We start from the raw sequence: 19,834 nt of genomic DNA on the forward strand, positions 1-19,834 counted from the left end.
ACGAAAGAGGATAAACCGTGTCCCGTACTATTATGCTGATCCCTACCGGAACCAGCGTCGGCCTGACCAGCGTCAGCCTTGGCGTGATCCGTGCTATGGAACGCAAAGGCGTTCGTCTGAGCGTCTTTAAGCCAATCGCCCAGCCACGTGCCGGTGGCGATGCGCCAGACCAGACCACCACCATCGTTCGCAAGAACTCCAATCTGCCGGCGGCCGAACCGCTGAAGATGAGCCACGTTGAATCTCTGCTGTCCAGCAACCAGAAAGACGTGCTGATGGAAGAGATCATCGCCAACTACCATGCTAACGCGCAAGACGCGGAAGTGGTGCTGGTTGAAGGTCTGGTGCCAACCCGCAAACACCAGTTTGCCCAGTCTCTGAACTTCGAAATCGCGAAAACCCTGAACGCAGAGATCGTTTTCGTGATGTCTCAGGGCACTGATACCCCAGAGCAGCTGAACGAGCGTATCGAACTGACGCGCAGCAGCTTCGGCGGCGCGAAAAATACCAACATCACCGGCGTGATCGTCAACAAGCTGAACGCGCCAGTGGATGAGCAGGGCCGTACTCGCCCTGACCTGTCCGAGATCTTCGACGACTCGTCCAAAGCGAAAGTCATCAAAGTTGACCCGGCTAAGCTGCAGGAATCCAGCCCGCTTCCGGTTCTGGGCGCGGTGCCATGGAGCTTCGATCTGATTGCCACCCGTGCAATCGACATGGCGCGTCACCTGAACGCGACCGTGATTAACGAAGGCGACATCAACACCCGTCGTGTGAAGTCCGTGACCTTCTGTGCGCGTAGCATTCCGCACATGCTGGAACACTTCCGCGCAGGTTCCCTGCTGGTGACTTCCGCAGACCGTCCTGACGTTCTGGTTGCAGCCTGTCTGGCCGCAATGAACGGCGTGGAAATCGGTGCGATCCTGCTGACCGGTGCCTACGAGATGGACCCACGCGTCAGCAAGCTGTGCGAACGCGCGTTCGCTACCGGCCTGCCGGTCTTCATGGTGAACACCAACACCTGGCAGACCTCCCTGAGCCTGCAGAGCTTCAACCTGGAAGTGCCGGTTGATGACCACGAGCGTATCGAGAAAGTTCAGGAATACGTTGCAGGCTACATCAACGCAGACTGGATCGAATCCCTGACCGCGACCTCCGAGCGCAGCCGCCGTCTGTCTCCTCCAGCATTCCGTTACCAGCTGACCGAGCTGGCGCGCAAAGCGGGCAAACGCGTTGTTCTGCCAGAAGGCGACGAACCACGTACCGTTAAAGCGGCTGCTATCTGTGCAGAGCGCGGCATCGCGACCTGTGTGCTGCTGGGTAACCCGGATGAGATCAACCGCGTAGCGGCCTCTCAGGGCGTTGAGCTGGGCGCAGGCATCGAAATCGTTGACCCTGAAGTGGTTCGCGAAAGCTACGTTGCCCGTCTGGTTGAGCTGCGTAAGAGCAAGGGCATGACCGAAGCCGTTGCGCGTGAGCAGCTGGAAGACAACGTGGTGCTGGGCACGCTGATGCTGGAGCAGGACGAAGTTGACGGTCTGGTTTCCGGTGCGGTTCACACCACGGCGAACACCATCCGTCCACCGCTGCAGCTGATCAAAACCGCGCCAGGCAGCTCTCTGGTGTCTTCCGTGTTCTTCATGCTGCTGCCTGAACAGGTTTACGTTTACGGCGACTGCGCGATCAACCCGGATCCAACTGCAGAACAGCTGGCTGAGATCGCTATCCAGTCCGCAGACTCCGCGACCGCTTTCGGTATCGAGCCGCGCGTGGCGATGCTCTCCTACTCCACCGGCACCTCAGGTGCAGGTAGCGACGTAGAGAAAGTGCGTGAAGCGACCCGTATTGCGCAGGAAAAACGTCCTGATCTGATGATCGACGGCCCACTGCAGTACGACGCCGCGGTCATGGCTGACGTTGCGAAATCCAAAGCGCCGAACTCACCGGTTGCTGGTCGCGCTACCGTGTTCATCTTCCCGGATCTGAACACCGGTAACACCACCTACAAAGCGGTACAGCGTTCTGCCGACCTGATCTCCATCGGGCCAATGCTGCAGGGCATGCGCAAACCTGTGAACGACCTGTCTCGTGGCGCATTGGTAGACGATATCGTCTACACCATCGCGCTGACGGCGATCCAGTCTTCGCAGCAGCAGTAATTGTAAGGTCTTGCCGGATGGCGCTTCGCTTATCCGGCCTACAGGACCGTAGGCCCGGTAAGCGCGAGCGCCACCGGGCAACAAAAAGGCGACCACTTAACCGGTCGCCTTTTTTATTTACAGCAGCTCGCGCGCCGCCGATACAATGTCATGAGCCGTCAGGCCATACTCTTTCTGCAGGAAATCCTCCGTTCCCACCTGGCCGTAACGCTCCTTGACGCCCACCCGCCGCATCGGCACCGGGCAGGTTTCCACCAGCACTTCCGCCACCGCCGACCCCAGCCCGTTGTGAATGCTGTGGTTTTCACAGGTCACGATGCGCCCGGTTTTCTCGGCGTAGTTTTTCACCAGCATCCGGTCGATGGGTTTCAGGGTAAACATGTCGATGACCGCCGCGCTGACACCCTCCTGCTCAAGCTGGCGCGCGGCTTCCAGCGCTTCCGACACCATGATGCCGTTGGCAATCAGGGTGATATCGCTCCCCTCGCGCAGCACGTTGCCTTTTCCGATGGTGAAGGTGGAGCCCGGGGCATACACGGTCGGCGCCTGCTTACGAATGGTCCGCACCCAGTAGAAGCCGTCGAGATTGATAAGCTGGCGCAGCACGTCCTCAAACATCACCGCATCAGTGACTTCCAGCACCACCGAGTGCGCCAGACCGCGTACGATGCCCATATCCTCAAACGACATATGCGTTCCGCCGTTGTGGCAGGCCGTCACGCCCGCGTCTGAGGCAATCACCTTCACGTTGTTGCGCTGATAGTCCAGGGACATAAACAGCTGGTCAAAACAGCGGCGGCTGGCAAAGGCGGTGAAGGTGTGAACGAACGGCTTGCGTCCGGTAAGCGACAGCCCGGCGGCCGTGCCGATGACGTTAGCTTCCATAATGCCGCAGTTAATCACGTGCTGAGGATAGTCGCGCGCCACGCCGTCCATTGCCATCGAGCTCATCAGATCTGCTTCGAGCGCAATGATGTCACTTCCGGCCTCAATCTGTTTTGCCACGAAGCCAGCGTAAACTTTACGCATCTCAACGGCGTCTTTCTGTCCTGCCGGTGCAACCTTAATCATGTGAAGCCTCCAGTTGGCGAATCGTCTCGTTGAGGGCCGCTTTGCTCTCCGCGGTCAATCGCAGATGGTGTGAGTTGCTGAGCTGCTCCAGATACGGCACCCCCTGGCCTTTGATGCTGTCGAGGATGACGACTAACGGACGCGCATCGGCTGCCGGGATCCGCGATGTCACAGCCAGCAGACCCGGGATGTCGTCCCCCTTCACCGTCACCACGTCAAAGCCAAAGGCGCGGAATTTTCCCTCCAGGTCAAACGCGCTGATGATCTCGTCCAGCTCGCCGTCGAGCTGCTGTTTGTTCCAGTCGACAAACACCGTCAGGTTGTTCAGGCGATGGTGGGCAATAAACTGGAACGCCTCCCAGCACTGCCCTTCGTTCAGCTCGCCGTCGCCGACGATGCAGAAGACCCGATTCGGCCGCCCGGCCAGCCTGTGCGACAGCGCCATGCCGCCTGCGATGGAAATCCCCTGCCCCAGCGAACCGGTGGTGGCATCCACGCCGCGCGTTTTCAGGCGGTCCGGGTGGCTGGGCAGGCGCGTGCCGTTCTGGTTGAGGGTACTCAGCTCTTCTATCGGGAAGTAGCCCTTGATTGCCAGGGTACTGTAGAGCGCCGGGCCCGCATGGCCTTTCGACAGGACAAAGTAGTCTCGCTCCGGCCAGTCCGGATCCGCCGGGTCGATTTTCATCACCGCGCCGTACAGCACGGCCAGGGTTTCTACCACCGACATGCTGCCCCCGTAGTGGCCAAAGCCCAGTTGCGTCAGGGATTTCAGCGTCTCAAGACGAATCTGACGCGCGAGTTCGGTTATCTCTTTCTCATTCATGATTTGGCTCCGGTGTTTTCCTGCGCGTTACCGCCCGCAGGTTTGTTTTTCGCGAAGACGTTGTACGCCACCAGCAGCGCGAACAGCGCCACGACCAGCCCGGTGATGGCAAGCGGCGACAGGAAGCGCGCCAGGTTGCCGAGGACAATCCCGACCGCGCCGAAGTCGGCGTCAGAGAAGGTGGTGTTCGCAAAACCAATGGCGCCCAGTACCGGCAGCAGCAGGACCGGCAGGAAGGTAATCAGCAGGCCGTTGGCAAAGGCGCCAATCATTGCCCCGCGGCGTCCGCCGGTGGCGTTACCGAACACGCCCGCCGTTGCGCCGGTGAAGAAGTGCGGTACCACGCCCGGGAGGATCAGCACCCAGCTAAACTGACCGCAGATGAACAGCCCCACAATCCCGCCGAGGAAGCTGAACAGGAAGCCAATCAGCACCGCGTTAGGCGCATAGGGATAGACCACCGGGCAGTCCAGCGCAGGACGCGCGTTCGGCACCAGTTTTTCCGAAAAGCCGGTAAAGGCCGGAACGATTTCCGCCAGAATCAGGCGTACGCCCTGCAGAATGATGAACACCCCCGCCGCGAAGGTGATCGCCATGATGATGGCGTAGACGAGGTAGTTCTGCCCGGCGCTGAAGGTGGCCTCGACGTACTCGCGGCCGGCGCTCACCGCCATGATCAGGTAGATAATCATCATGGTCAGGGAGATGGAGATCGAGCTGTCGCGCAGGAAGCTCAGGTTCTTCGGCAGGTTCATCTCTTCCGTTGAGCGGGATCCTTTGCCTACCTTGCTGCCAATCCAGCCGGACAGCACGTAGCCCAGCGTGCCAAAGTGGCCGAAGGCAATCTCATCGTTGCCGGTAATGCGCTTCATGTAGCGCTGCGCAATCGCCGGGAAGAAAGCCATGATCAGGCCAAGGATCAGCGACCCGGTAAAGACCAGCCCCACGCCCTCAAAGCCCGCCACCGTCAGGATCACGCCAATCATGCACGCCATATAAAACGTGTGGTGTCCGGTCAGGAAGATATACTTCAGGCGGGTAAAACGGGCGACGATAATATTCGCCACCATCCCGAAGGCCATAATCAACGCGGTCGCTGCACCGTATTTTTCCAGTGCAATGGACACGATCGCTTCATTGTTTGGAATAATGCCCTGGATAGTAAAGGCGTGTTCAAACATACCGCCTAAGGGATTTAATGACCCGACCAGCACCGTGGCGCCGCCGCCCAGTACAATAAAGCCCAGGATGGTTTTAATGGTCCCTTTCACCACGTCGGAAAACGCTTTTTTCTGCGCAACCAGACCGATTAACGCAATTAAACCCACCAGCACCGAAGGGACTTTTAAAATATCAACAACGAAATTCAGCGTTTCAAGGATAAACATATCCACCTCGCCTTATCAGGGTTATTGTCTTTCGAACCAGCCGCGCAGCTGCGCTTCAAGTTCGTTGATGTCGATGATGTTGTTGATCACCACCAGCTGGCTTTCCGGCACGCTGGCGCTGGCGGCTATGTCTTTTGCCATCACGAACAGATCGGCCGCGCCCGGCGTGGCTGAGGAGAGATCGGAGTGTTCAACCTCAGCTTCAATCTCCAGCTTTTTGAGCACCTTTTTAATATTCATTTCGACCATAAAACTACTGCCCAGGCCAGAACCGCAAATAGCCATGATTTTCATTGTTGTCCCCTTATTTTGAGTAGAGTACGCCCCATCACGCTGACGCGTAATGTTGTGAAAAACCGGATTAAAGAATTAAATCAGAAGCGGTTAATAATCCTTTTAATTTCCTCCAGGGTATTCACCTGATGCAGTTCGGCCATATCGGTATCGCTGGAAAATAACTCTGCCAGCGACGAGATCATCTCGATATGGCTATTTTTGTCGGGTGCCGCGAGCATAATAATGACGTCGACAGGGTCAAACTCACCGGCACCAAACGAGACGCCCTGTTTTAGTTTTAATAACGACAATCCCAGTCCTTTGGCGCCTTCCTCCGGCCGCGCATGCGGCATCGCCAGCCCTGGTGCCAGCACATAATAAGGTCCTAACGTGTGGTGCTGCTGGATGATGGCCGTGACGTATTCAGGCTCAATCACCTGCAAATCCAGCAGCGGCTTCGCGCACAGCTCCAGCGCCTGCGGCCAGTCTTCCACGCTCTCCTGCAGCGTGATGGTTGTATCATATATCCATTTTTTGAGCACTTTTCACTCCCGCGACACGCTTAAGATGAGCAAACTTTATTCAACGCATCACTGATTGACTGCGATCGCGATCACAAAGATAGCGCTACCAATCGTTATCATGCAGAAATGTGATAGCGCTATCAAATTGCAATCACGTTGCTAAATCACAGCAAAAAAAGGGATTTAAGGCGTATACTGCCTGTCACGTGAAACGAAGGAAAATAAGAACGCGTCTGGTCAGCAGGAAGGTGTATGTCTCTAACCCGAAAACGGCGCAGTACTGGTAAAGTGACACTCGCCGATGTCGCACAGCTTGCTGGTGTGGGCACGATGACCGTGTCCCGTGCGCTTCGCACGCCCGAGCAGGTTTCCGATAAACTACGAGAAAAAATTGAAGCTGCCGTGCAGGAGTTGGGTTATATGCCTAATCTTGCCGCCAGTGCCCTGGCCTCGGCGTCGTCATGGACGATCGCCATGGTGGTGCCCAACCTCTCCGAAGCAGGCTGCTCGGAGATGTTCGCCGGGCTACAGCAGGTGCTGCAACCTGCCGGGTATCAGATCATGCTGGCTGAGTCCCAGCATCGTCTTGAGCAGGAGGAGAAACTGCTGGAGACGCTGCTGGCGTCGAACATTGCCGCCGCTATCCTGCTCAGCGTTGAACATACCGACACCGTTCGCCACTGGCTGAAAAACGCCTCAATTCCGGTGATGGAGATGGGCGCCATGCGCGCCGATCCGATTGATATGAATATCGGGATTGATAACGTGGCGGCCATGTATGAGCTCACGGAGATGGTCATTAAGCGCGGCTATCAGAATATTGGCCTGCTGTGTGCCAACCAGGAGCAGTGGATTTTCCAGCAGCATCTGCAGGGCTGGTACAAAGCCATGCTTCGCCACCATATGTCGCCGAACCGGGTCATTAACGCGGCGATGCCGCCGAGCTTCTCGACCGGCGCGGCGCAGCTGCCCGAGTTCCTGCTGGCCTGGCCGGAGCTGGATGCGCTGGTGTGCGTCTCTGACGAGCTGGCCTGCGGCGCGCTGTACGAGTGCCAGCGCAGGCGAATCAAAGTGCCGGACGATCTGGCGGTGGTAGGTTTTGGCGATAGCGACGTGAGCCGCGTCTGTCAGCCGCCGCTGACGACCATGGCGGTGCCGCATCGTAAGATTGGAATTGAAGCCGGGAAAGCGTTACTGGAGCGCCTGAATGGCGGAGACTGGCGCGATCAAAAGCCCATCGCGTCCAGTCTGTGTCTGAGAGAGAGTTGCTGAAGCTTACTCAGCCTCTTCCTCTTTCTCTGATTTGGTCGATTCGTTATTGGCGTTGCGGCTCATCCAGAGCGCCAGCGCTTTTAACGAATCCGGCGTGAACTCGTCGCAGCGCGCGGTAATCTCCTCCGGCGTCATCCAGTTCACTTCGCTGACTTCTTCTTCCTGCAGGGCGAACGGGCCGTGAGAGACGCAGCTAAACAGCCCGCCCCAGACGCGGCAGTGTTCATCCTCGAAGTAGAACTGCCCGTGCTCGGCAAACGGCACACCGGCAATGCCTAACTCTTCTTCCGCTTCACGACGCGCGGAATCCAGCAGCACTTCATCCGCCTGGACGACGCCACCTGCAGTAGCATCCAGCATACCCGGGAGAAAATCTTTCGTGTCCGTGCGGCGCTGAACCAGAATTTTACCCATACCGTCATGCACAACGATATATGTCGCACGGTGACGCAGGCGCTCCGCACGCATTTGCTCACGGCTGGCCTGCGCGATCACTTCATTCTCTTCGTTGACAATGTCAACCCACTCTGTACTTGCCAAATGACTCTGCTCCACCATCGGGAAACCTTCTCTTCTAAGCGCTCTTTCGGCGCGTTTGCAGTTGAGGTGTAACTTACGGATTAATCGCTACCTGCGCAATAACTTGCTGATCATTAAGTGCGATAACGCTCAGGGTATTTCCTTCCAGCATGCCGTAGCTCGCAGGATATCCGCCTTTTGGGATGCTGACCGAGCCCGGGTTAAAGTGATAAATCTCACCGCGTTTTTCCGCAACCGGAATATGAGTATGACCGTAAACCAGGACATCGCCAGCCGCGAGGGCCGGAAGATTATCCGGGCTGAAAAGATGCCCGTGGGTCAGGAACAGGCGGTGTTGTTCAAGCAGCACCTGTTGCCACGGTGCGGTAAGGGGGAAATGCAGCAGCATCTGGTCCACTTCGCTGTCGCAGTTGCCGCGAACGGCAATGATGCGCGAGGCGAACTGGTTGAGTTTTTCCGCGACCTGCGCAGGGGCATAGCCCTCCGGCAGCGCGTTGCGCGGGCCGTGATTCAACACGTCGCCCAAAATAATCAGCCACTGCGCACCGCTTTGTGCAAACAGGGAAAGGACACGCTCGGTAGCGGGCAGCGATCCATGGATATCCGACGCAAACATCAGTTTCATCAGTCACTCCTCGGGAAAACAGACTGCCCCCATGATACCTGAAGCGGCAGGGCTTATCAGCCCGCGCGCTTAGCCGAGAGTGCCACATAGCGCTGCACGGAGGCACGCTGCCACTGGAACGCGGCATAATCCACCAGCAGTTGCGGCACCTCATCACCGTTGAGGATCAGGCGGTTTAACATCAACGCCAGATCGGCATCGGCAATGCACCACTCGCCGAACAGGTTTGGGTTGCCATGGGCGAGCAGCGAGGTGGCGGTTTCAATCAGCTTCTGCGCGCTTTCTGCACCTTCTGCGCTGAGAGCTGGCTTTTTCACCCCGGCAAACACAACGTCCGTGGAGCGTTCGACGCGAATCGGCACCAGATCGCTTCGCAGCCACGCCTGGATCTGCCGCGCCCGGGCGCGCTTTTGCAGATCGTGAGGATAGATACGTTCCCACTCCGGCGGGGCGAACCGATCTTCCAGATACTCATCGATCGCCGACGATTCGCTCAGGGCAAATCCATCAATCTCCAGCACCGGCACGCGTCGGGTCAGATCGTAGCCCTGCCAGTGCGGTTTAAGATGCTCACCACCGTCAAGATCAACGGTCTTCAGCGTAAAGGTGAGCCCTTTTTCGGCCAGCGCAACGTATACGCTCATAACATAGGGAGAAAAGAAGTTCGCATCGGACCACAACGTGATGACGGGCTGGTTCATAACATCCTCATAGGCTGATCGGTTTTTACTCAACATATAATCTCTTTGCCTCGCTGTCACTTGATGAAAACTCACGATTTACAACAACCACCTATACTCATTTGTCATGGCACCACTCTTCGCATGGACAGGAGTTGAGAATGATCGACCTTTATTACGCCCCTACCCCAAACGGCCATAAGATCACCCTCTTTCTTGAAGAAGCCGAGCTGGATTACAGGATCATTCGCGTGGATATCAGCAAAGGCGAACAGTTCAGCCCTCTTTTTCTGGCTATCTCGCCGAACAATAAAATCCCGGCCATTATTGATAACCAGCCAGCGGACGGGGGCAGACCGTTGAGCCTGTTTGAATCCGGTGAAATTTTGCTCTATCTGGCAGAGAAAACCGGCAAGCTGCTGAGCGGCGAGCTGCGTGAGCGTCACCATACCCTGCAGTGGCTTTTCTGGCAGGCGAGCGGGCTGGGCCCCATGCTGGGTCAAAATCATCACTTTACCGCTTACGCCCCGCAGCCCATTCCTTACGCGATAGAACGCTATCAGGTCGAGACGCAGCGGCTCTATGATGTTCTGAACCGTCGGCTGAAGAAAACGCCGTGGCTCGGGGGCGATCATTACAGTATTGCCGATATCGCCTGCTGGCCATGGGTGAATACGCATGAAAAACACCGAATTGACCTGGCCTCTTACCCGGCGGTAAACAACTGGTTCGAGCGCATCCGGACCCGCCCGGCGACCGAGCGGGCGATGCAAAAAATCCAGCAAATTTAACCCGGTATGAGGCTGGGTGCCTGTGAGGCACTCATGTATTATGGGCAGGAAATACTGACACGGAGAAGACCTGCAATGTCACAGCCAGACGCCATTATTCGTATAAAAAATTTACGCCTGCGTACCTTTATCGGTATCAAAGAGGAAGAGATCGCCAACCGTCAGGATATTGTCATTAACGTGGTGATTCACTATCCCGCAGACAAAGCGCGCGCCAGCGAAGATATCAATGACGCGCTGAACTACCGCACAATCACCAAGAACATTATCCAGTTTGTGGAGAATAACCGCTTCTCTCTGCTGGAAAAATTAACTCAGGATGTGCTCGATATCGCACGCGAACATCACTGGGTCACTTATGCTGAAGTTGAGATCGATAAACTTCACGCCCTGCGCTACGCCGATTCCGTCTCCATGACGTTAAGCTGGCGGCGCCAGGCGTAAACCTGGAGGTTGTATGAAGATTTTGCTGACCGGCGGTACAGGCCTGATTGGTCGTCACCTCATTGCGCGTCTGCAGGCCTTGCATCACGACATTACCGTGGTCACGCGCAGCCCGGAGAAAGCGCGTCAGGTGCTGGGGGCGGGTGTCGATATCTGGAAAAATCTGGCCGATCAGCAAAATCTGGACGGCTTCGACGCCGTCATTAACCTCGCGGGTGAACCCATCGCCGATAAGCGCTGGACGGAAGAGCAAAAACAGCTGTTATGCAGCAGCCGGTGGAACATCACCGAAAAGCTGGTCGAGCTGATCCGCAACAGCCACACGCCGCCTTCAGTGCTGATTTCGGGTTCCGCAGTGGGCTACTACGGCGATCTTGGCGAGGTGGTGGTGACCGAGGAAGAGCCGCCCCATAACGAGTTTACCCACAAACTCTGTGCCCAGTGGGAGCGTATCGCCAGTGCGGCGCAAAGCGATCGAACCCGCGTCTGCCTGCTGCGGACCGGTGTCGTTCTGGCGCCGAAAGGCGGCATTTTGGCGAAGATGCTTCCCCCTTTCAGGCTCGGACTTGGGGGCCCCATTGGTAATGGCCGTCAGTATATGGCCTGGATCCATATCGACGATATGGTCAACGGGATTCTCTGGCTGCTGGATAACGATCTGCGCGGGCCGTTCAATATGGTTGCACCATATCCGGTGCGTAATGAACAGTTTGCTCACGCGCTGGGGCATGCCCTGCACCGTCCGGCAATTTTGCGCGTGCCTGCCACGGTCATTCGTCTGCTGATGGGTGAAGCGTCTGTTCTGGTATTAGGCGGACAGAGAGCGCTGCCAAAACGACTGGAAGCGGCCGGGTTTGCGTTCCGCTGGTATGAATTAGAAGAGGCGCTGGGGGATGTGGTGCGGTGAATATGGTACAGTGACAGGCCATTTTCCGAAGATATGGCGTAACAATGGCAACCATCACCACACCCCGACTTCACCTCACCCCTTTCGAACCCTCTGACTGGGCGTTCTTCCGCTCGCTGCGTGAAGATCGCGCCATCATGCGCTATATGGCCGCCATCGCCCCGGAAAAAGAGACCCGACGCGTGTTTGCCGCGCGACTCGCTGCTGCTCATGTGTTTGTTATTCGCGCCCGGGATGATGATACGCCACTGGGCGATATCGGCCTGCAAATCAGCGCAGAGAATCGTGAAGAGGCGGATATCGGCTATACGGTTGTGCCTGCCGCGCAAGGGAAAGGTATCGCCAGCGAGGCGCTGCGCGCGGTGTGTGATTATGCGTTCAACCAGACCGGCGTGAAGGCGATTAACGCGTACGTGCTGGCGGACAACGGCGGGTCGGTGCGGGTGCTGGAGAAAGCCGGGTTTGTGCGTATGCAGGTGCTGGAAAAGGCGTATGAGATTGACGGCGTGCGCTATGACGACTGGGTGTACCGGCTGGAGTGTAGTGCGGCCTGAATGCCGGGCGGCACTGCGTTTGCCCGGCCTACGGTTTTGTAGGCCCGGTAAGCGAAGCGCCACCGGGCAACTGTGCTGCACTGCGGTCTGATGCCCTCTTACTTCAGGGAGCCTTTAAGGAACTGCTGCAAACGCGGGCTTTGCGGGTTCGCCAGCACCTCGTCCGGATGCCCCTGCTCTTCAATTTTCCCCTGGTGCAGGAAAATCACGTGGTTCGAGACGTTACGGGCAAAGCCCATCTCGTGCGTCACCACCACCATCGTTTTGCCCTCTTCAGCCAGCTTCTGCATGATGCGCAACACTTCGCCAACGAGTTCCGGGTCGAGCGCGGAGGTCGGTTCGTCGAACAGCAGCACCTCGGGCTCCATCGCCAGCGCGCGCGCGATGGAGACACGCTGCTGCTGACCGCCGGAGAGATGCACCGGGTATTTCATCTGCTGGCGCTCGTCGATGCCCACTTTTGCCAGGTATTTCACCGCGCGCTCGCGGGCTTCATGTTTGCTCAGGCCAAGCACCTGAACCGGCGCTTCCATCACGTTCTCCAGCACCGTCATGTGGCTCCAGAGGTTAAAATGCTGGAACACCATCGTCAGACGCGTACGCAGCAGACGCAGCTGGTGCTTATCGGCCACCTTCAGCTGGCCGTCTTTGTCACGCACCAGATTGATGTTCTGCCCACTCACCACAATCGAGCCTTCGCTCGGCTTTTCCAGGAAGTTAATGCAGCGCAGGAAGGTACTTTTACCCGAGCCGGATGAGCCGATGATACTGATCACGTCGCCCGCGTTAGCCTGCAGCGACACCCCTTTCAGCACTTCATGTTCGCCGTAGCGTTTGTGCAAATCAATAACGTTTAATTTGTTCTCAGCCATCATCTTTCTCAGTGCGTCGAAGAAGGTTTTATATGCTGCAACCAGCGTTTTTCAGCCTTACGGAACAGGCTAATCAGAACATAAGAGATAATTAAATAGAGCACCGCCGCAATGCCAAATGCGGTAAACGGCTGATAGGTCGCGGAGTTAATATCGCGCGCGATTTTAAGCAGATCCGGCACCGTCGCGGTAAAGGCAAGCGCGGTCGAGTGCAGCATCAAAATCACTTCGTTACTGTACGCCGGTAACGCGATACGCAAGGCCGACGGCAGAATGATGCAGCGGTAGAGTTTCACCGACGAGAAGCCGTAGGCCCGCGCGGCTTCAATCTCACCGTAAGGGACAGAGCGAATTGCCCCCGCGAAAATCTCGGTGGTGTAGGCGCAGGTGTTGAGCGTCAACGCCAGCACCGTACAGTTCAGACCGCTGCGGAAGAACGCATTCAGCATCTCAGTGCCTTTTACGATCTCAAGCGTGTACATCCCCGAGTAGAACACCAGCAACTGCACGTACAGCGGCGTACCGCGAAACACGTAGGTGAAGAGCCAGATCGGGAACTGGATGAATTTATTGTTCGACACGCGGCCAATGGCGAGAAACACCGCCAGAATGCCGCCCATCACTACGGAGGAGATCAGCAGCCAGAGCGTAATCGCCACGCCGGTAAAGCGGTACCCATCCGTCCACAGCAGCGATTTCCAGTATTCCTGAATAATCTCAATCACAGGTCAGCCCTCTTCACACCCACGGAGTAGCGACGCTCGAGCAGAAGCAGCACACCATTGGAGACGGTCGTAAAGACCAGATAAATCACGCCACAGACCACCGCAAAGTAGAACGGCTCCCAGGTACTCTTGCCCGCCAGTTGAGTCGCTTTCACGACGTCTTCCAGACCGAGCAGCGAGACCAGCGCTGTCGCTTTGAGGATAACCTGCCAGTTGTTCCCGATGCCCGGGAGCGCATAGCGCATCATGGCCGGGAACATAATCCGACGAAACGTTTGTGATGAGGTAAAACCAAATGCGGTTGCCGCCTCAATGTGACCTTTCGGCACGGCCATGTAAGCACCGCGGAAGGTTTCGGTGAAGTAGGCGCCGTAGATAAAACCGAGGGTAATAATACCGGCCACCATTGGGTCGATATCAATTTGTCCCATGCCCATCGCGTCCGTCACGCTGTTCAGCGCAATCTGCAGACCGTAAAAGATCAGCAGCATCAGCACCAGATCGGGAACGCCGCGAATAAGCGTGGTGTAGCCTTCAAAGATTAGCGCCAGCGGTTTGTTAGCCGAAAGCTTCGCCCCTGCGCCTGCCAGACCTATCAGCACCGCCAGCACCACGGAGCTGATAGCCAGCTCAAGGGTGACAAGCGCGCCCTGTAAAATAACGCCAGAAAATCCGTACAGCATACCGCGAGCCCTGTCGTATCGTGAGTGGTGGAACCGTGTCTTTTCCCCTCCCGCCGTGGGAGGGGCCGCACGTTATATGACGGGGCGATTAGCCGCCGTAAACATTAAAATCAAAGTACTTTTTCGCCAGCTTGTCGTAGGTGCCGTCTGCGCGCATTTCAGCGAACGCCTTGTTCAGCGCCTCACGCAGCTCGTTGTCTTCTTTGCGCAGGCCCATACCGGTGCCCACACCAAACAACTTCACATCCTTAATGGACGGGCCGCCAAACTTGTAATCTTTACCTACCGGCGTTTTCAGGAAGCCTTCGCTAGCCGCGACTTCATCCTGGAATGCGGCATCAATACGGCCTGCCGTCAGGTCAGCGTAGATATTTTCCTGGCCCTGATAGGAGACAATTTCAATCCCCTTCGGTGCCCAGTGTTCGTTACCGTAGGTTTCCTGGGTAGTGCCCTGCAGCACGCCCACGCGTTTACCCTTCAGCGACTCCAGCGTTGGCTGAATGTCAGACGATTTCGCCACCACCAGACGTGAATCGGCCGCGTAGAGTTTGTCGGTGAAGGCAATCTCCTGCTGGCGTTTTTCGGTGATGGAGAGGGAGGACATGATCACGTCGATTTTTTTCGCTTTCAGGGAAGGGATCAGCGCATCCAGCGGGTTCTCAACGTAGGTACACTGTGCTTTGATGCGTTTGCACAGCTCATTGGCCAGATCGATGTCAAAACCGACCAGTTCACCCTTTGAATTCTTCGATTCGAACGGCGCATAGGTAGGGTCGGTACCAATGCGAATTTTCTGCGGAATAGCTGCGAATGCCGCGGTGGCGCTGGAAAAGGCCAGTACCAGTGATAATGACAACACGAGTTTTTTCATATTTGTCCTCAACAAACTGTCTTCATACGGGATTTTTACGACGACGGGGTGGTGCTAATGTGCCATTAATCCCCTCAGTCAGGCAAAGATTAATGCCTTTCAGGCGGGAATTTTTGCATTATAAATGCGTAAGTATGCACAAAGCGATCCAATACGGTGCAACACATGCACCGTATTGGGTCAACCGCTCCCGTAACGCACCGTAACGGTGCGTTACCTCCAGGTGTTATTCACCGTATACGTTGAAGTCGAAGTATTTCTTCGCCAGTTTGTCGTAAGTACCGTCTTTACGCAGCTCCGCAAAGGCTTTGTCAAAGGCGGCTTTCAGCTCGGTATCATCCTTACGCAGGCCAATCCCGGTGCCGTCACCAAAGTACTTTTTGTCTTTCACCGACGGGCCTGCAAACGCGAATTCTTTGCCCGCAGGCTGCTTCAGGAAGCCTTCGCTCGCGGCGACTTCATCCTGGAATGCCGCATCCAGACGGCCTGCCGCCAGGTCAGAGTAAATCAGATCCTGGTTCTGATAAGCCACCACGTCTACGCCCTTCTCACGCCAGTTAGCATTGGCATAGCCTTCCTGCGTCGAACCCTGAAGCACGCCGACGTGTTTGCCTTTCAGCGAGTCGATGGTGGGCTTAATCGGGGAGCCTTTAGGGGCAATCAGGCGAGAATCCGCGGCGTAGAGCTTGTCAGAAAAGGCAATCTCCTGCTGGCGTTTTTCGGTGATGGAGAGAGAAGAGATAATGGCGTCGATTTTCTTGGCTTTCAGCGACGGAATTAACGCGTCAAAGTCGCTGCCCACCCATGTGCATTTCACCGCAATGCGCTTGCACATTTCATTACCCAGATCGATATCAAACCCCACGAAATCGCCTTTCGCATCCTTGGAAGAGAATGGCGCGTAGGTTGCGTCTGTACCGATACGTACCGTCTGTGGAAGCGCTGCGTAGCTACCTGCTGCCGCACTTAACCCCACGAGCAAAGACAGAGCCAGAACCGTCTTCTTCATACATTTACCCTCAAGTACCGTGATTTTATTATGTATTGTGTTGTGTGTTGTGTTGCAGGCTTCATCTTGCAGGTCTTATGCCACATTGCCGTCTGGTCAAAACTTCGACGTTAAATATGTTAATAAAACGTTGCGATATTGCCTTAATGGTGAAAGATAGCAGGTCTGCCGAACGAACCGGAGAGAGAAAAAGGGAAAAAACGAATTAAATGTCGAGGATATGATCGCCGTTGCATAATTGCCCTGAAACAGGGCAACTTGTCTTTTCATGCACCTGGTTTGTGCACAGATTCAGGCACCCTGCCAGCGGGTGAAGAGATCGTCGGGCAGGTCGATGTCAAACTGATCGAGCACCCGGTTAACCGTCTGGTTGATGACGTCGTCCAGCGTTTGCGGGCGATGGTAGAACGCGGGTACCGGCGGCATGATGACCGCGCCCAGCTCCGCAGCCTGCGTCATTAAGCGCAGATGGCCCAGGTGCAGCGGCGTTTCCCGCACGCACAGCACCAGAGGACGCCGCTCCTTCAGTACCACATCCGCCGCGCGCGTCACCAGGGTGTCCGTATAGCTATTCACAATGCCGGAGAGCGTTTTAATTGAACAGGGCAGGATAACCATACCGGCTGTTTTAAACGAGCCTGAGGAGATGCTGGCAGCGATATCACGGGCATCGTGAACGACATCCGCCAGCGCCTGAACATCGCGCAGGGAGAGATCGGTTTCCAGAGAGAGGGTCTGCCGCGCCGCCTGGCTCATCACCAGATGGGTTTCGACGTCCACCACGTTACGCAGAACCTGTAACAAACGTACGCCGTAAATCGCGCCGCTGGCACCGCTTATCCCTACTATGAGTCGTTTCACTAAAATGGCCTCTTCCGCATAATGGCGCAAACTTTGCCGGATTAACCTGCCGGGTGCAACAGTGCATGCGATGCTTCGCTGCCTGAGCTTTCACGAATGACAAGGCGCACAGGCTGGAGCAAGTTTCTTTCGCCCTCTTCATTCAGCAAAAGGCGAAACGCATCCCGGCCTAGCTCCCGCTTATCAATCGCTACCGTGGTCAACGGAGGGTAGGCCCATGCCGCGGCATCAATATCGTCGAAACCGACAATCGCCATATCCTCCGGAACTCTCAGCCCCTTTCGCACGCATACACGCATCGCCACCAGCGCGGCAACGTCGTTATAAGCAAAGATAGCATCCGGCGGACGAGGCAAGGTGAGAAGATGACGCATCCCCTCAACCAGCGCCTGTTCAATGTCTTTCACCGGCGGCACGTCAACCCGGTACTCAGGGGATAACGTCAGCCCGGCATCAAATAGTGCCTGCTGGTAGCCTTCCACACGCTGGCGAATGCTGTAATGGTGTAAAGAGTGCCCCAGAAAGGCAATCCGCCTTCTGCCCTGCTGGATAAGATGCCGCGTCGCCACAAAACCACCGTGGAAATTATCCGGGTTCACGCAAGGGAAGTCTGGCGCCCACAGGTCGACCAGCACTGTGGGCAGCGCTATTTTGTGGATCTCGCGTAATACCTCAGGCTCCATATAACCGGCGCAAATCAGCGCATCGGGCTGATGCAGGTTAACAATCTCACTGATCGAATCTTCCGGGCCGACGGGCTGAAAGCTCATGGCAACGTCATTTTCCCGACATGCATCGACAACGCCCAGCATAACAGACGAATAAAAAGGTAAGGCGCTGGCAATATTGTGCTGCTTGTGGAGCAAAAACAGCAGGCGCTTAATGCGCCCATTACGTAAACGACTGAAGTCATAACCTTCAGCTTCGGCAATAGACAGGATACGCTGGCGAGTCTCTTCACTCAGGCCTGGCTGTCCTTTCAGGGCGCGCGATACCGCCGCAATCGACACGCCGCTTGCTGTAGCAATGTCCTTAATTCGGGTCTTTTTTACCATTTTTTTACGGTTTACCTTTCAGTCGCTCTGCCCCTTTACTCACTACATCTTACTCACTCCGGCAACAAAACCCCACGTCAAATCGCGTCCCCACGCCATTGAGAGATCAACATCACTATAAATAATCTATTTTTAGTAAAAAATAAGATCAATTTCACATTGAATACACATCGCCATATACCGATATAGCAGGCCAGATCTATGCTCACCTGCGTTTAATTTTTACGAAAAAAGCCAGAGAAATGTCGTAATGGCTTGCTAAACGATCGCTAACTGCTACTGCATATGGGATGAGTTATGGCTACTGTCGATGATCTGGATAGTGATGTACCACGCGCTGTTGATGCGGGAGAAACCCTCTCCACCCGCGAAAAAATTGGCTACGGATTAGGGGACGCGGGCGGGCACTGTATCTCTGATTTGATCAGCGGTTTTTTACTTTTTTTCTATACCGACGTGTTTGGTCTGAGCCCGGCGATTGTCGGGGCGATGTTCTTCGTACTGCGTATTTTCGATGCTGTCTCCGACCCGGTAATGGGCATTATCGCTGACCGCACACGCAGCCGCTGGGGCCGTTTCCGTCCCTGGCAACTGTGGACTGCCGTACCGCTTGGCGTGATCGGCATTCTGACCTTTACCGTGCCGGATATGGGGCCGAATGCGAAAATCGCCTGGGCCTTTGGTACCTATTTCCTGCTCTCCATTGGCTACACCGCCAACAACGTACCTTACTGCGCACTGATTAACGCGATTACCAACCGCCATGATCAGGTGATGTCCTGCCAGTCATGGCGCTTTGTGTTAAGCGGCATTGCCGGTTTTCTGGTGGCGGTAGGCCTGCCCTGGATGGTGGAGTATTTCGGCCAGGGCAATCTGGCTAAAGGGTATCAGTACGGCGTGATCGTGCTGTGCACCATTGGGGTGGTGATGTTTTTGCTGTGCTTCTTCTGGGTGAAAGAACGCGTGCCGCTGTCGCTGGCAGGCAATTTTACCCTGAGCGAGCATTTACAGGGGCTGCGTAAAAACGATCAACTGCTGATGATGCTGGTGATGTCTTTCCTGCTGGTCAACATCCTGTGCATTCGCGGTGGCGGGTATATGTATTTTATCTCCTACGTGCTTCAGGGCAGCGCGGGATATATGTCACTGTTCTTCGGGATCCTTACCGTAGCCGGAATTGCCGGTGCGATCATTGTCAACCCGCTCTCCCGCCACGTGGATATGGTGCGTCTGTATTTCTGGACCAACCTGGTGCTGGTCGCTTTCGGCATTGGCATGTACTTCCTCCCAACCGGGCCGCAATACCAGACACTGTGGCTGGTGTGCATTGCCATTAATAGCGTGATCCAGGGCTTCACCCTGCCGCTGCACTTCTCAATTATGGCCTTCGCGGATGACTACGGTGAATGGAAAACGGGCGTGCGCTCCTCCGGAATGAACTTCGCCTTCAATCTCTTTTTCATCAAGCTCTCCTGGGCCTCTTCTGGCGGCATAATCAGCCTGATCCTGATTATGGTGGCTTATCAGCCAGGTCTTGTTAATCAGACCCCGGCATCTGTTCACGGCATCATCCTGCTGCAAAGCCTGGTTCCGGCGCTGTTCCACTTTGTGCTGGCCATGTGCCTGCTGAAGTGCCGCCTCAACGGCCCAATGATGAAACGTATTTCAACCGATCTTCACCAACGACATTCACACATTTCCTGA

General features: G+C 55.9%; 22 protein-coding genes. 7 read left to right on the forward strand and 15 right to left on the reverse strand.

Features of this window, described 5'->3' with window-relative positions; translation table 11 throughout:
* Positions 1-17 precede the first annotated feature (17 nt).
* Positions 18-2,159, forward strand: coding sequence for a phosphate acetyltransferase (pta, locus tag LJA86_RS11495; RefSeq protein ID WP_008502877.1), 2,142 nt, complete (start codon positions 18-20; stop codon positions 2,157-2,159).
* A 117-nt stretch (positions 2,160-2,276) separates the two neighbouring features.
* On the opposite strand, the gene LJA86_RS11500 is transcribed toward pta, so the two are convergent.
* The 5 genes from LJA86_RS11500 to LJA86_RS11520 form a co-directional block, all read right to left on the reverse strand.
* A complete protein-coding gene (locus tag LJA86_RS11500; RefSeq protein WP_229226170.1) occupies positions 2,277-3,230 on the reverse strand; it encodes a transketolase family protein in 954 nt (317 codons plus the stop codon).
* Positions 3,223-4,053 carry a transketolase gene (locus LJA86_RS11505; RefSeq protein WP_229226171.1) on the reverse strand — a complete coding sequence of 277 codons (831 nt, stop codon included), beginning with the start codon at positions 4,051-4,053 and terminating at the stop codon, positions 3,223-3,225. Before LJA86_RS11505 ends, LJA86_RS11500 begins: the two co-directional genes overlap by 8 nt.
* A complete protein-coding gene (locus LJA86_RS11510; protein ID WP_023617386.1) occupies positions 4,050-5,441 on the reverse strand; it encodes a PTS ascorbate transporter subunit IIC in 1,392 nt (463 codons plus the stop codon). Before LJA86_RS11510 ends, LJA86_RS11505 begins: the two co-directional genes overlap by 4 nt.
* Before the next feature lie 21 nt (positions 5,442-5,462).
* Positions 5,463-5,735 (reverse strand): PTS sugar transporter subunit IIB, encoded by a 273-nt coding sequence (locus tag LJA86_RS11515; protein WP_024908960.1) that lies wholly within the window; start codon positions 5,733-5,735, stop codon positions 5,463-5,465.
* Between the two features lie 80 nt (positions 5,736-5,815).
* Positions 5,816-6,259, reverse strand: coding sequence for a PTS sugar transporter subunit IIA (locus LJA86_RS11520; protein ID WP_229226172.1), 444 nt, complete (start codon positions 6,257-6,259; stop codon positions 5,816-5,818).
* A 234-nt stretch (positions 6,260-6,493) separates the two neighbouring features.
* Between LJA86_RS11520 and LJA86_RS11525 the strand changes: the two genes are divergently transcribed.
* Positions 6,494-7,513, forward strand: a complete 1,020-nt coding sequence (locus LJA86_RS11525) for a LacI family DNA-binding transcriptional regulator (protein ID WP_024908958.1) — start codon at positions 6,494-6,496, stop codon at positions 7,511-7,513.
* Between the two features lie 3 nt (positions 7,514-7,516).
* Here the strand turns inward: LJA86_RS11525 and yfcD are convergent, their stop codons facing one another.
* From yfcD to yfcF, 3 genes are read right to left on the reverse strand one after another with little or no spacing between them, the layout of a single operon-like run.
* Entirely contained in the window at positions 7,517-8,071 is a 555-nt protein-coding gene (yfcD, locus tag LJA86_RS11530; RefSeq protein WP_025757169.1) for an NUDIX hydrolase YfcD, read from the reverse strand.
* Positions 8,072-8,126: 55 nt separating this feature from the next.
* A complete protein-coding gene (gene yfcE, locus LJA86_RS11535; protein ID WP_063622172.1) occupies positions 8,127-8,678 on the reverse strand; it encodes a phosphodiesterase in 552 nt (183 codons plus the stop codon).
* A 56-nt stretch (positions 8,679-8,734) separates the two neighbouring features.
* Positions 8,735-9,379, reverse strand: coding sequence for a glutathione transferase (gene yfcF / locus LJA86_RS11540; RefSeq protein WP_229226173.1), 645 nt, complete (start codon positions 9,377-9,379; stop codon positions 8,735-8,737).
* A 140-nt stretch (positions 9,380-9,519) separates the two neighbouring features.
* Here yfcF and yfcG point away from each other — a divergent pair, with 140 nt between their 5' ends.
* From yfcG to LJA86_RS11560, 4 genes are all read left to right on the forward strand, one after another.
* Positions 9,520-10,149 (forward strand): GSH-dependent disulfide bond oxidoreductase, encoded by a 630-nt coding sequence (gene yfcG, locus LJA86_RS11545; RefSeq protein WP_032646621.1) that lies wholly within the window; start codon positions 9,520-9,522, stop codon positions 10,147-10,149.
* Positions 10,150-10,224: 75 nt separating this feature from the next.
* On the forward strand, positions 10,225-10,593 hold the full coding sequence (gene folX / locus LJA86_RS11550) for a dihydroneopterin triphosphate 2'-epimerase (protein ID WP_023616057.1): 369 nt from the start codon (positions 10,225-10,227) through the stop codon (positions 10,591-10,593).
* A gap of 13 nt (positions 10,594-10,606) precedes the next feature.
* Positions 10,607-11,500: a TIGR01777 family oxidoreductase gene (locus LJA86_RS11555; protein WP_045908733.1), complete on the forward strand. Its 894-nt coding sequence runs from the start codon at positions 10,607-10,609 to the stop codon at positions 11,498-11,500.
* Between the two features lie 44 nt (positions 11,501-11,544).
* Positions 11,545-12,054, forward strand: coding sequence for a GNAT family N-acetyltransferase (locus LJA86_RS11560; RefSeq protein ID WP_177317709.1), 510 nt, complete (start codon positions 11,545-11,547; stop codon positions 12,052-12,054).
* A gap of 98 nt (positions 12,055-12,152) precedes the next feature.
* Here LJA86_RS11560 and hisP read toward each other — a convergent pair whose 3' ends face one another.
* From hisP to LJA86_RS11595, 7 genes are all read right to left on the reverse strand, one after another.
* The gene (gene hisP / locus LJA86_RS11565; protein ID WP_045908735.1) at positions 12,153-12,926 is read right to left on the reverse strand and encodes a histidine ABC transporter ATP-binding protein HisP; all 774 of its coding nucleotides are present in this window, start codon (positions 12,924-12,926) and stop codon (positions 12,153-12,155) included.
* Positions 12,927-12,934: 8 nt separating this feature from the next.
* Positions 12,935-13,651: an ABC transporter permease gene (locus tag LJA86_RS11570; RefSeq protein ID WP_008502590.1), complete on the reverse strand. Its 717-nt coding sequence runs from the start codon at positions 13,649-13,651 to the stop codon at positions 12,935-12,937.
* Positions 13,648-14,334 (reverse strand): histidine ABC transporter permease HisQ, encoded by a 687-nt coding sequence (locus LJA86_RS11575; RefSeq protein ID WP_014832782.1) that lies wholly within the window; start codon positions 14,332-14,334, stop codon positions 13,648-13,650. The genes LJA86_RS11570 and LJA86_RS11575 overlap by 4 nt, the downstream gene beginning before the upstream one ends.
* Before the next feature lie 88 nt (positions 14,335-14,422).
* A complete protein-coding gene (hisJ, locus tag LJA86_RS11580) occupies positions 14,423-15,205 on the reverse strand; it encodes a histidine ABC transporter substrate-binding protein HisJ (protein ID WP_008502592.1) in 783 nt (260 codons plus the stop codon).
* A gap of 226 nt (positions 15,206-15,431) precedes the next feature.
* Entirely contained in the window at positions 15,432-16,214 is a 783-nt protein-coding gene (gene argT / locus LJA86_RS11585; protein WP_023616063.1) for a lysine/arginine/ornithine ABC transporter substrate-binding protein ArgT, read from the reverse strand.
* A gap of 291 nt (positions 16,215-16,505) precedes the next feature.
* Positions 16,506-17,075 carry a UbiX family flavin prenyltransferase gene (locus LJA86_RS11590; protein WP_229226174.1) on the reverse strand — a complete coding sequence of 190 codons (570 nt, stop codon included), beginning with the start codon at positions 17,073-17,075 and terminating at the stop codon, positions 16,506-16,508.
* Between the two features lie 41 nt (positions 17,076-17,116).
* Positions 17,117-18,130: a LacI family DNA-binding transcriptional regulator gene (locus LJA86_RS11595; RefSeq protein ID WP_229226175.1), complete on the reverse strand. Its 1,014-nt coding sequence runs from the start codon at positions 18,128-18,130 to the stop codon at positions 17,117-17,119.
* A 297-nt stretch (positions 18,131-18,427) separates the two neighbouring features.
* On the opposite strand from LJA86_RS11595, the gene LJA86_RS11600 reads away from it, so the two are divergent.
* Complete coding sequence (locus LJA86_RS11600; RefSeq protein ID WP_229226176.1) at positions 18,428-19,834, forward strand: MFS transporter; 1,407 nt, start codon at positions 18,428-18,430, stop codon at positions 19,832-19,834.

Origin of the sequence: Enterobacter sp. TCD1-1 (assembly GCF_020567405.1) — a bacterium.
Classification (GTDB): Bacteria; Pseudomonadota; Gammaproteobacteria; order Enterobacterales; family Enterobacteriaceae; genus Enterobacter; species Enterobacter quasiroggenkampii.

What these genes read in the sequence shown, in the direction of transcription:
- LJA86_RS11560 (WP_177317709.1), top strand. Translation starts at nt 11,545, where the DNA reads ATGGCAACCATCACCACACCCCGACTTCACCTCACCCCTTTCGAACCC.
- LJA86_RS11505 (WP_229226171.1), bottom strand. Translation starts at nt 4,053, where the DNA reads ATGAATGAGAAAGAGATAACCGAACTCGCGCGTCAGATTCGTCTTGAG.
- LJA86_RS11525 (WP_024908958.1), top strand. Translation starts at nt 6,494, where the DNA reads ATGTCTCTAACCCGAAAACGGCGCAGTACTGGTAAAGTGACACTCGCC.
- LJA86_RS11600 (WP_229226176.1), top strand. Translation starts at nt 18,428, where the DNA reads ATGGCTACTGTCGATGATCTGGATAGTGATGTACCACGCGCTGTTGAT.
- folX (WP_023616057.1), top strand. Translation starts at nt 10,225, where the DNA reads ATGTCACAGCCAGACGCCATTATTCGTATAAAAAATTTACGCCTGCGT.
- hisP (WP_045908735.1), bottom strand. Translation starts at nt 12,926, where the DNA reads ATGGCTGAGAACAAATTAAACGTTATTGATTTGCACAAACGCTACGGC.
- LJA86_RS11555 (WP_045908733.1), top strand. Translation starts at nt 10,607, where the DNA reads ATGAAGATTTTGCTGACCGGCGGTACAGGCCTGATTGGTCGTCACCTC.
- LJA86_RS11500 (WP_229226170.1), bottom strand. Translation starts at nt 3,230, where the DNA reads ATGATTAAGGTTGCACCGGCAGGACAGAAAGACGCCGTTGAGATGCGT.
- argT (WP_023616063.1), bottom strand. Translation starts at nt 16,214, where the DNA reads ATGAAGAAGACGGTTCTGGCTCTGTCTTTGCTCGTGGGGTTAAGTGCG.
- LJA86_RS11595 (WP_229226175.1), bottom strand. Translation starts at nt 18,130, where the DNA reads ATGGTAAAAAAGACCCGAATTAAGGACATTGCTACAGCAAGCGGCGTG.
- yfcE (WP_063622172.1), bottom strand. Translation starts at nt 8,678, where the DNA reads ATGAAACTGATGTTTGCGTCGGATATCCATGGATCGCTGCCCGCTACC.
- yfcD (WP_025757169.1), bottom strand. Translation starts at nt 8,071, where the DNA reads ATGGTGGAGCAGAGTCATTTGGCAAGTACAGAGTGGGTTGACATTGTC.
- LJA86_RS11575 (WP_014832782.1), bottom strand. Translation starts at nt 14,334, where the DNA reads ATGCTGTACGGATTTTCTGGCGTTATTTTACAGGGCGCGCTTGTCACC.
- yfcF (WP_229226173.1), bottom strand. Translation starts at nt 9,379, where the DNA reads ATGAACCAGCCCGTCATCACGTTGTGGTCCGATGCGAACTTCTTTTCT.
- LJA86_RS11510 (WP_023617386.1), bottom strand. Translation starts at nt 5,441, where the DNA reads ATGTTTATCCTTGAAACGCTGAATTTCGTTGTTGATATTTTAAAAGTC.
- yfcG (WP_032646621.1), top strand. Translation starts at nt 9,520, where the DNA reads ATGATCGACCTTTATTACGCCCCTACCCCAAACGGCCATAAGATCACC.
- LJA86_RS11515 (WP_024908960.1), bottom strand. Translation starts at nt 5,735, where the DNA reads ATGAAAATCATGGCTATTTGCGGTTCTGGCCTGGGCAGTAGTTTTATG.
- hisJ (WP_008502592.1), bottom strand. Translation starts at nt 15,205, where the DNA reads ATGAAAAAACTCGTGTTGTCATTATCACTGGTACTGGCCTTTTCCAGC.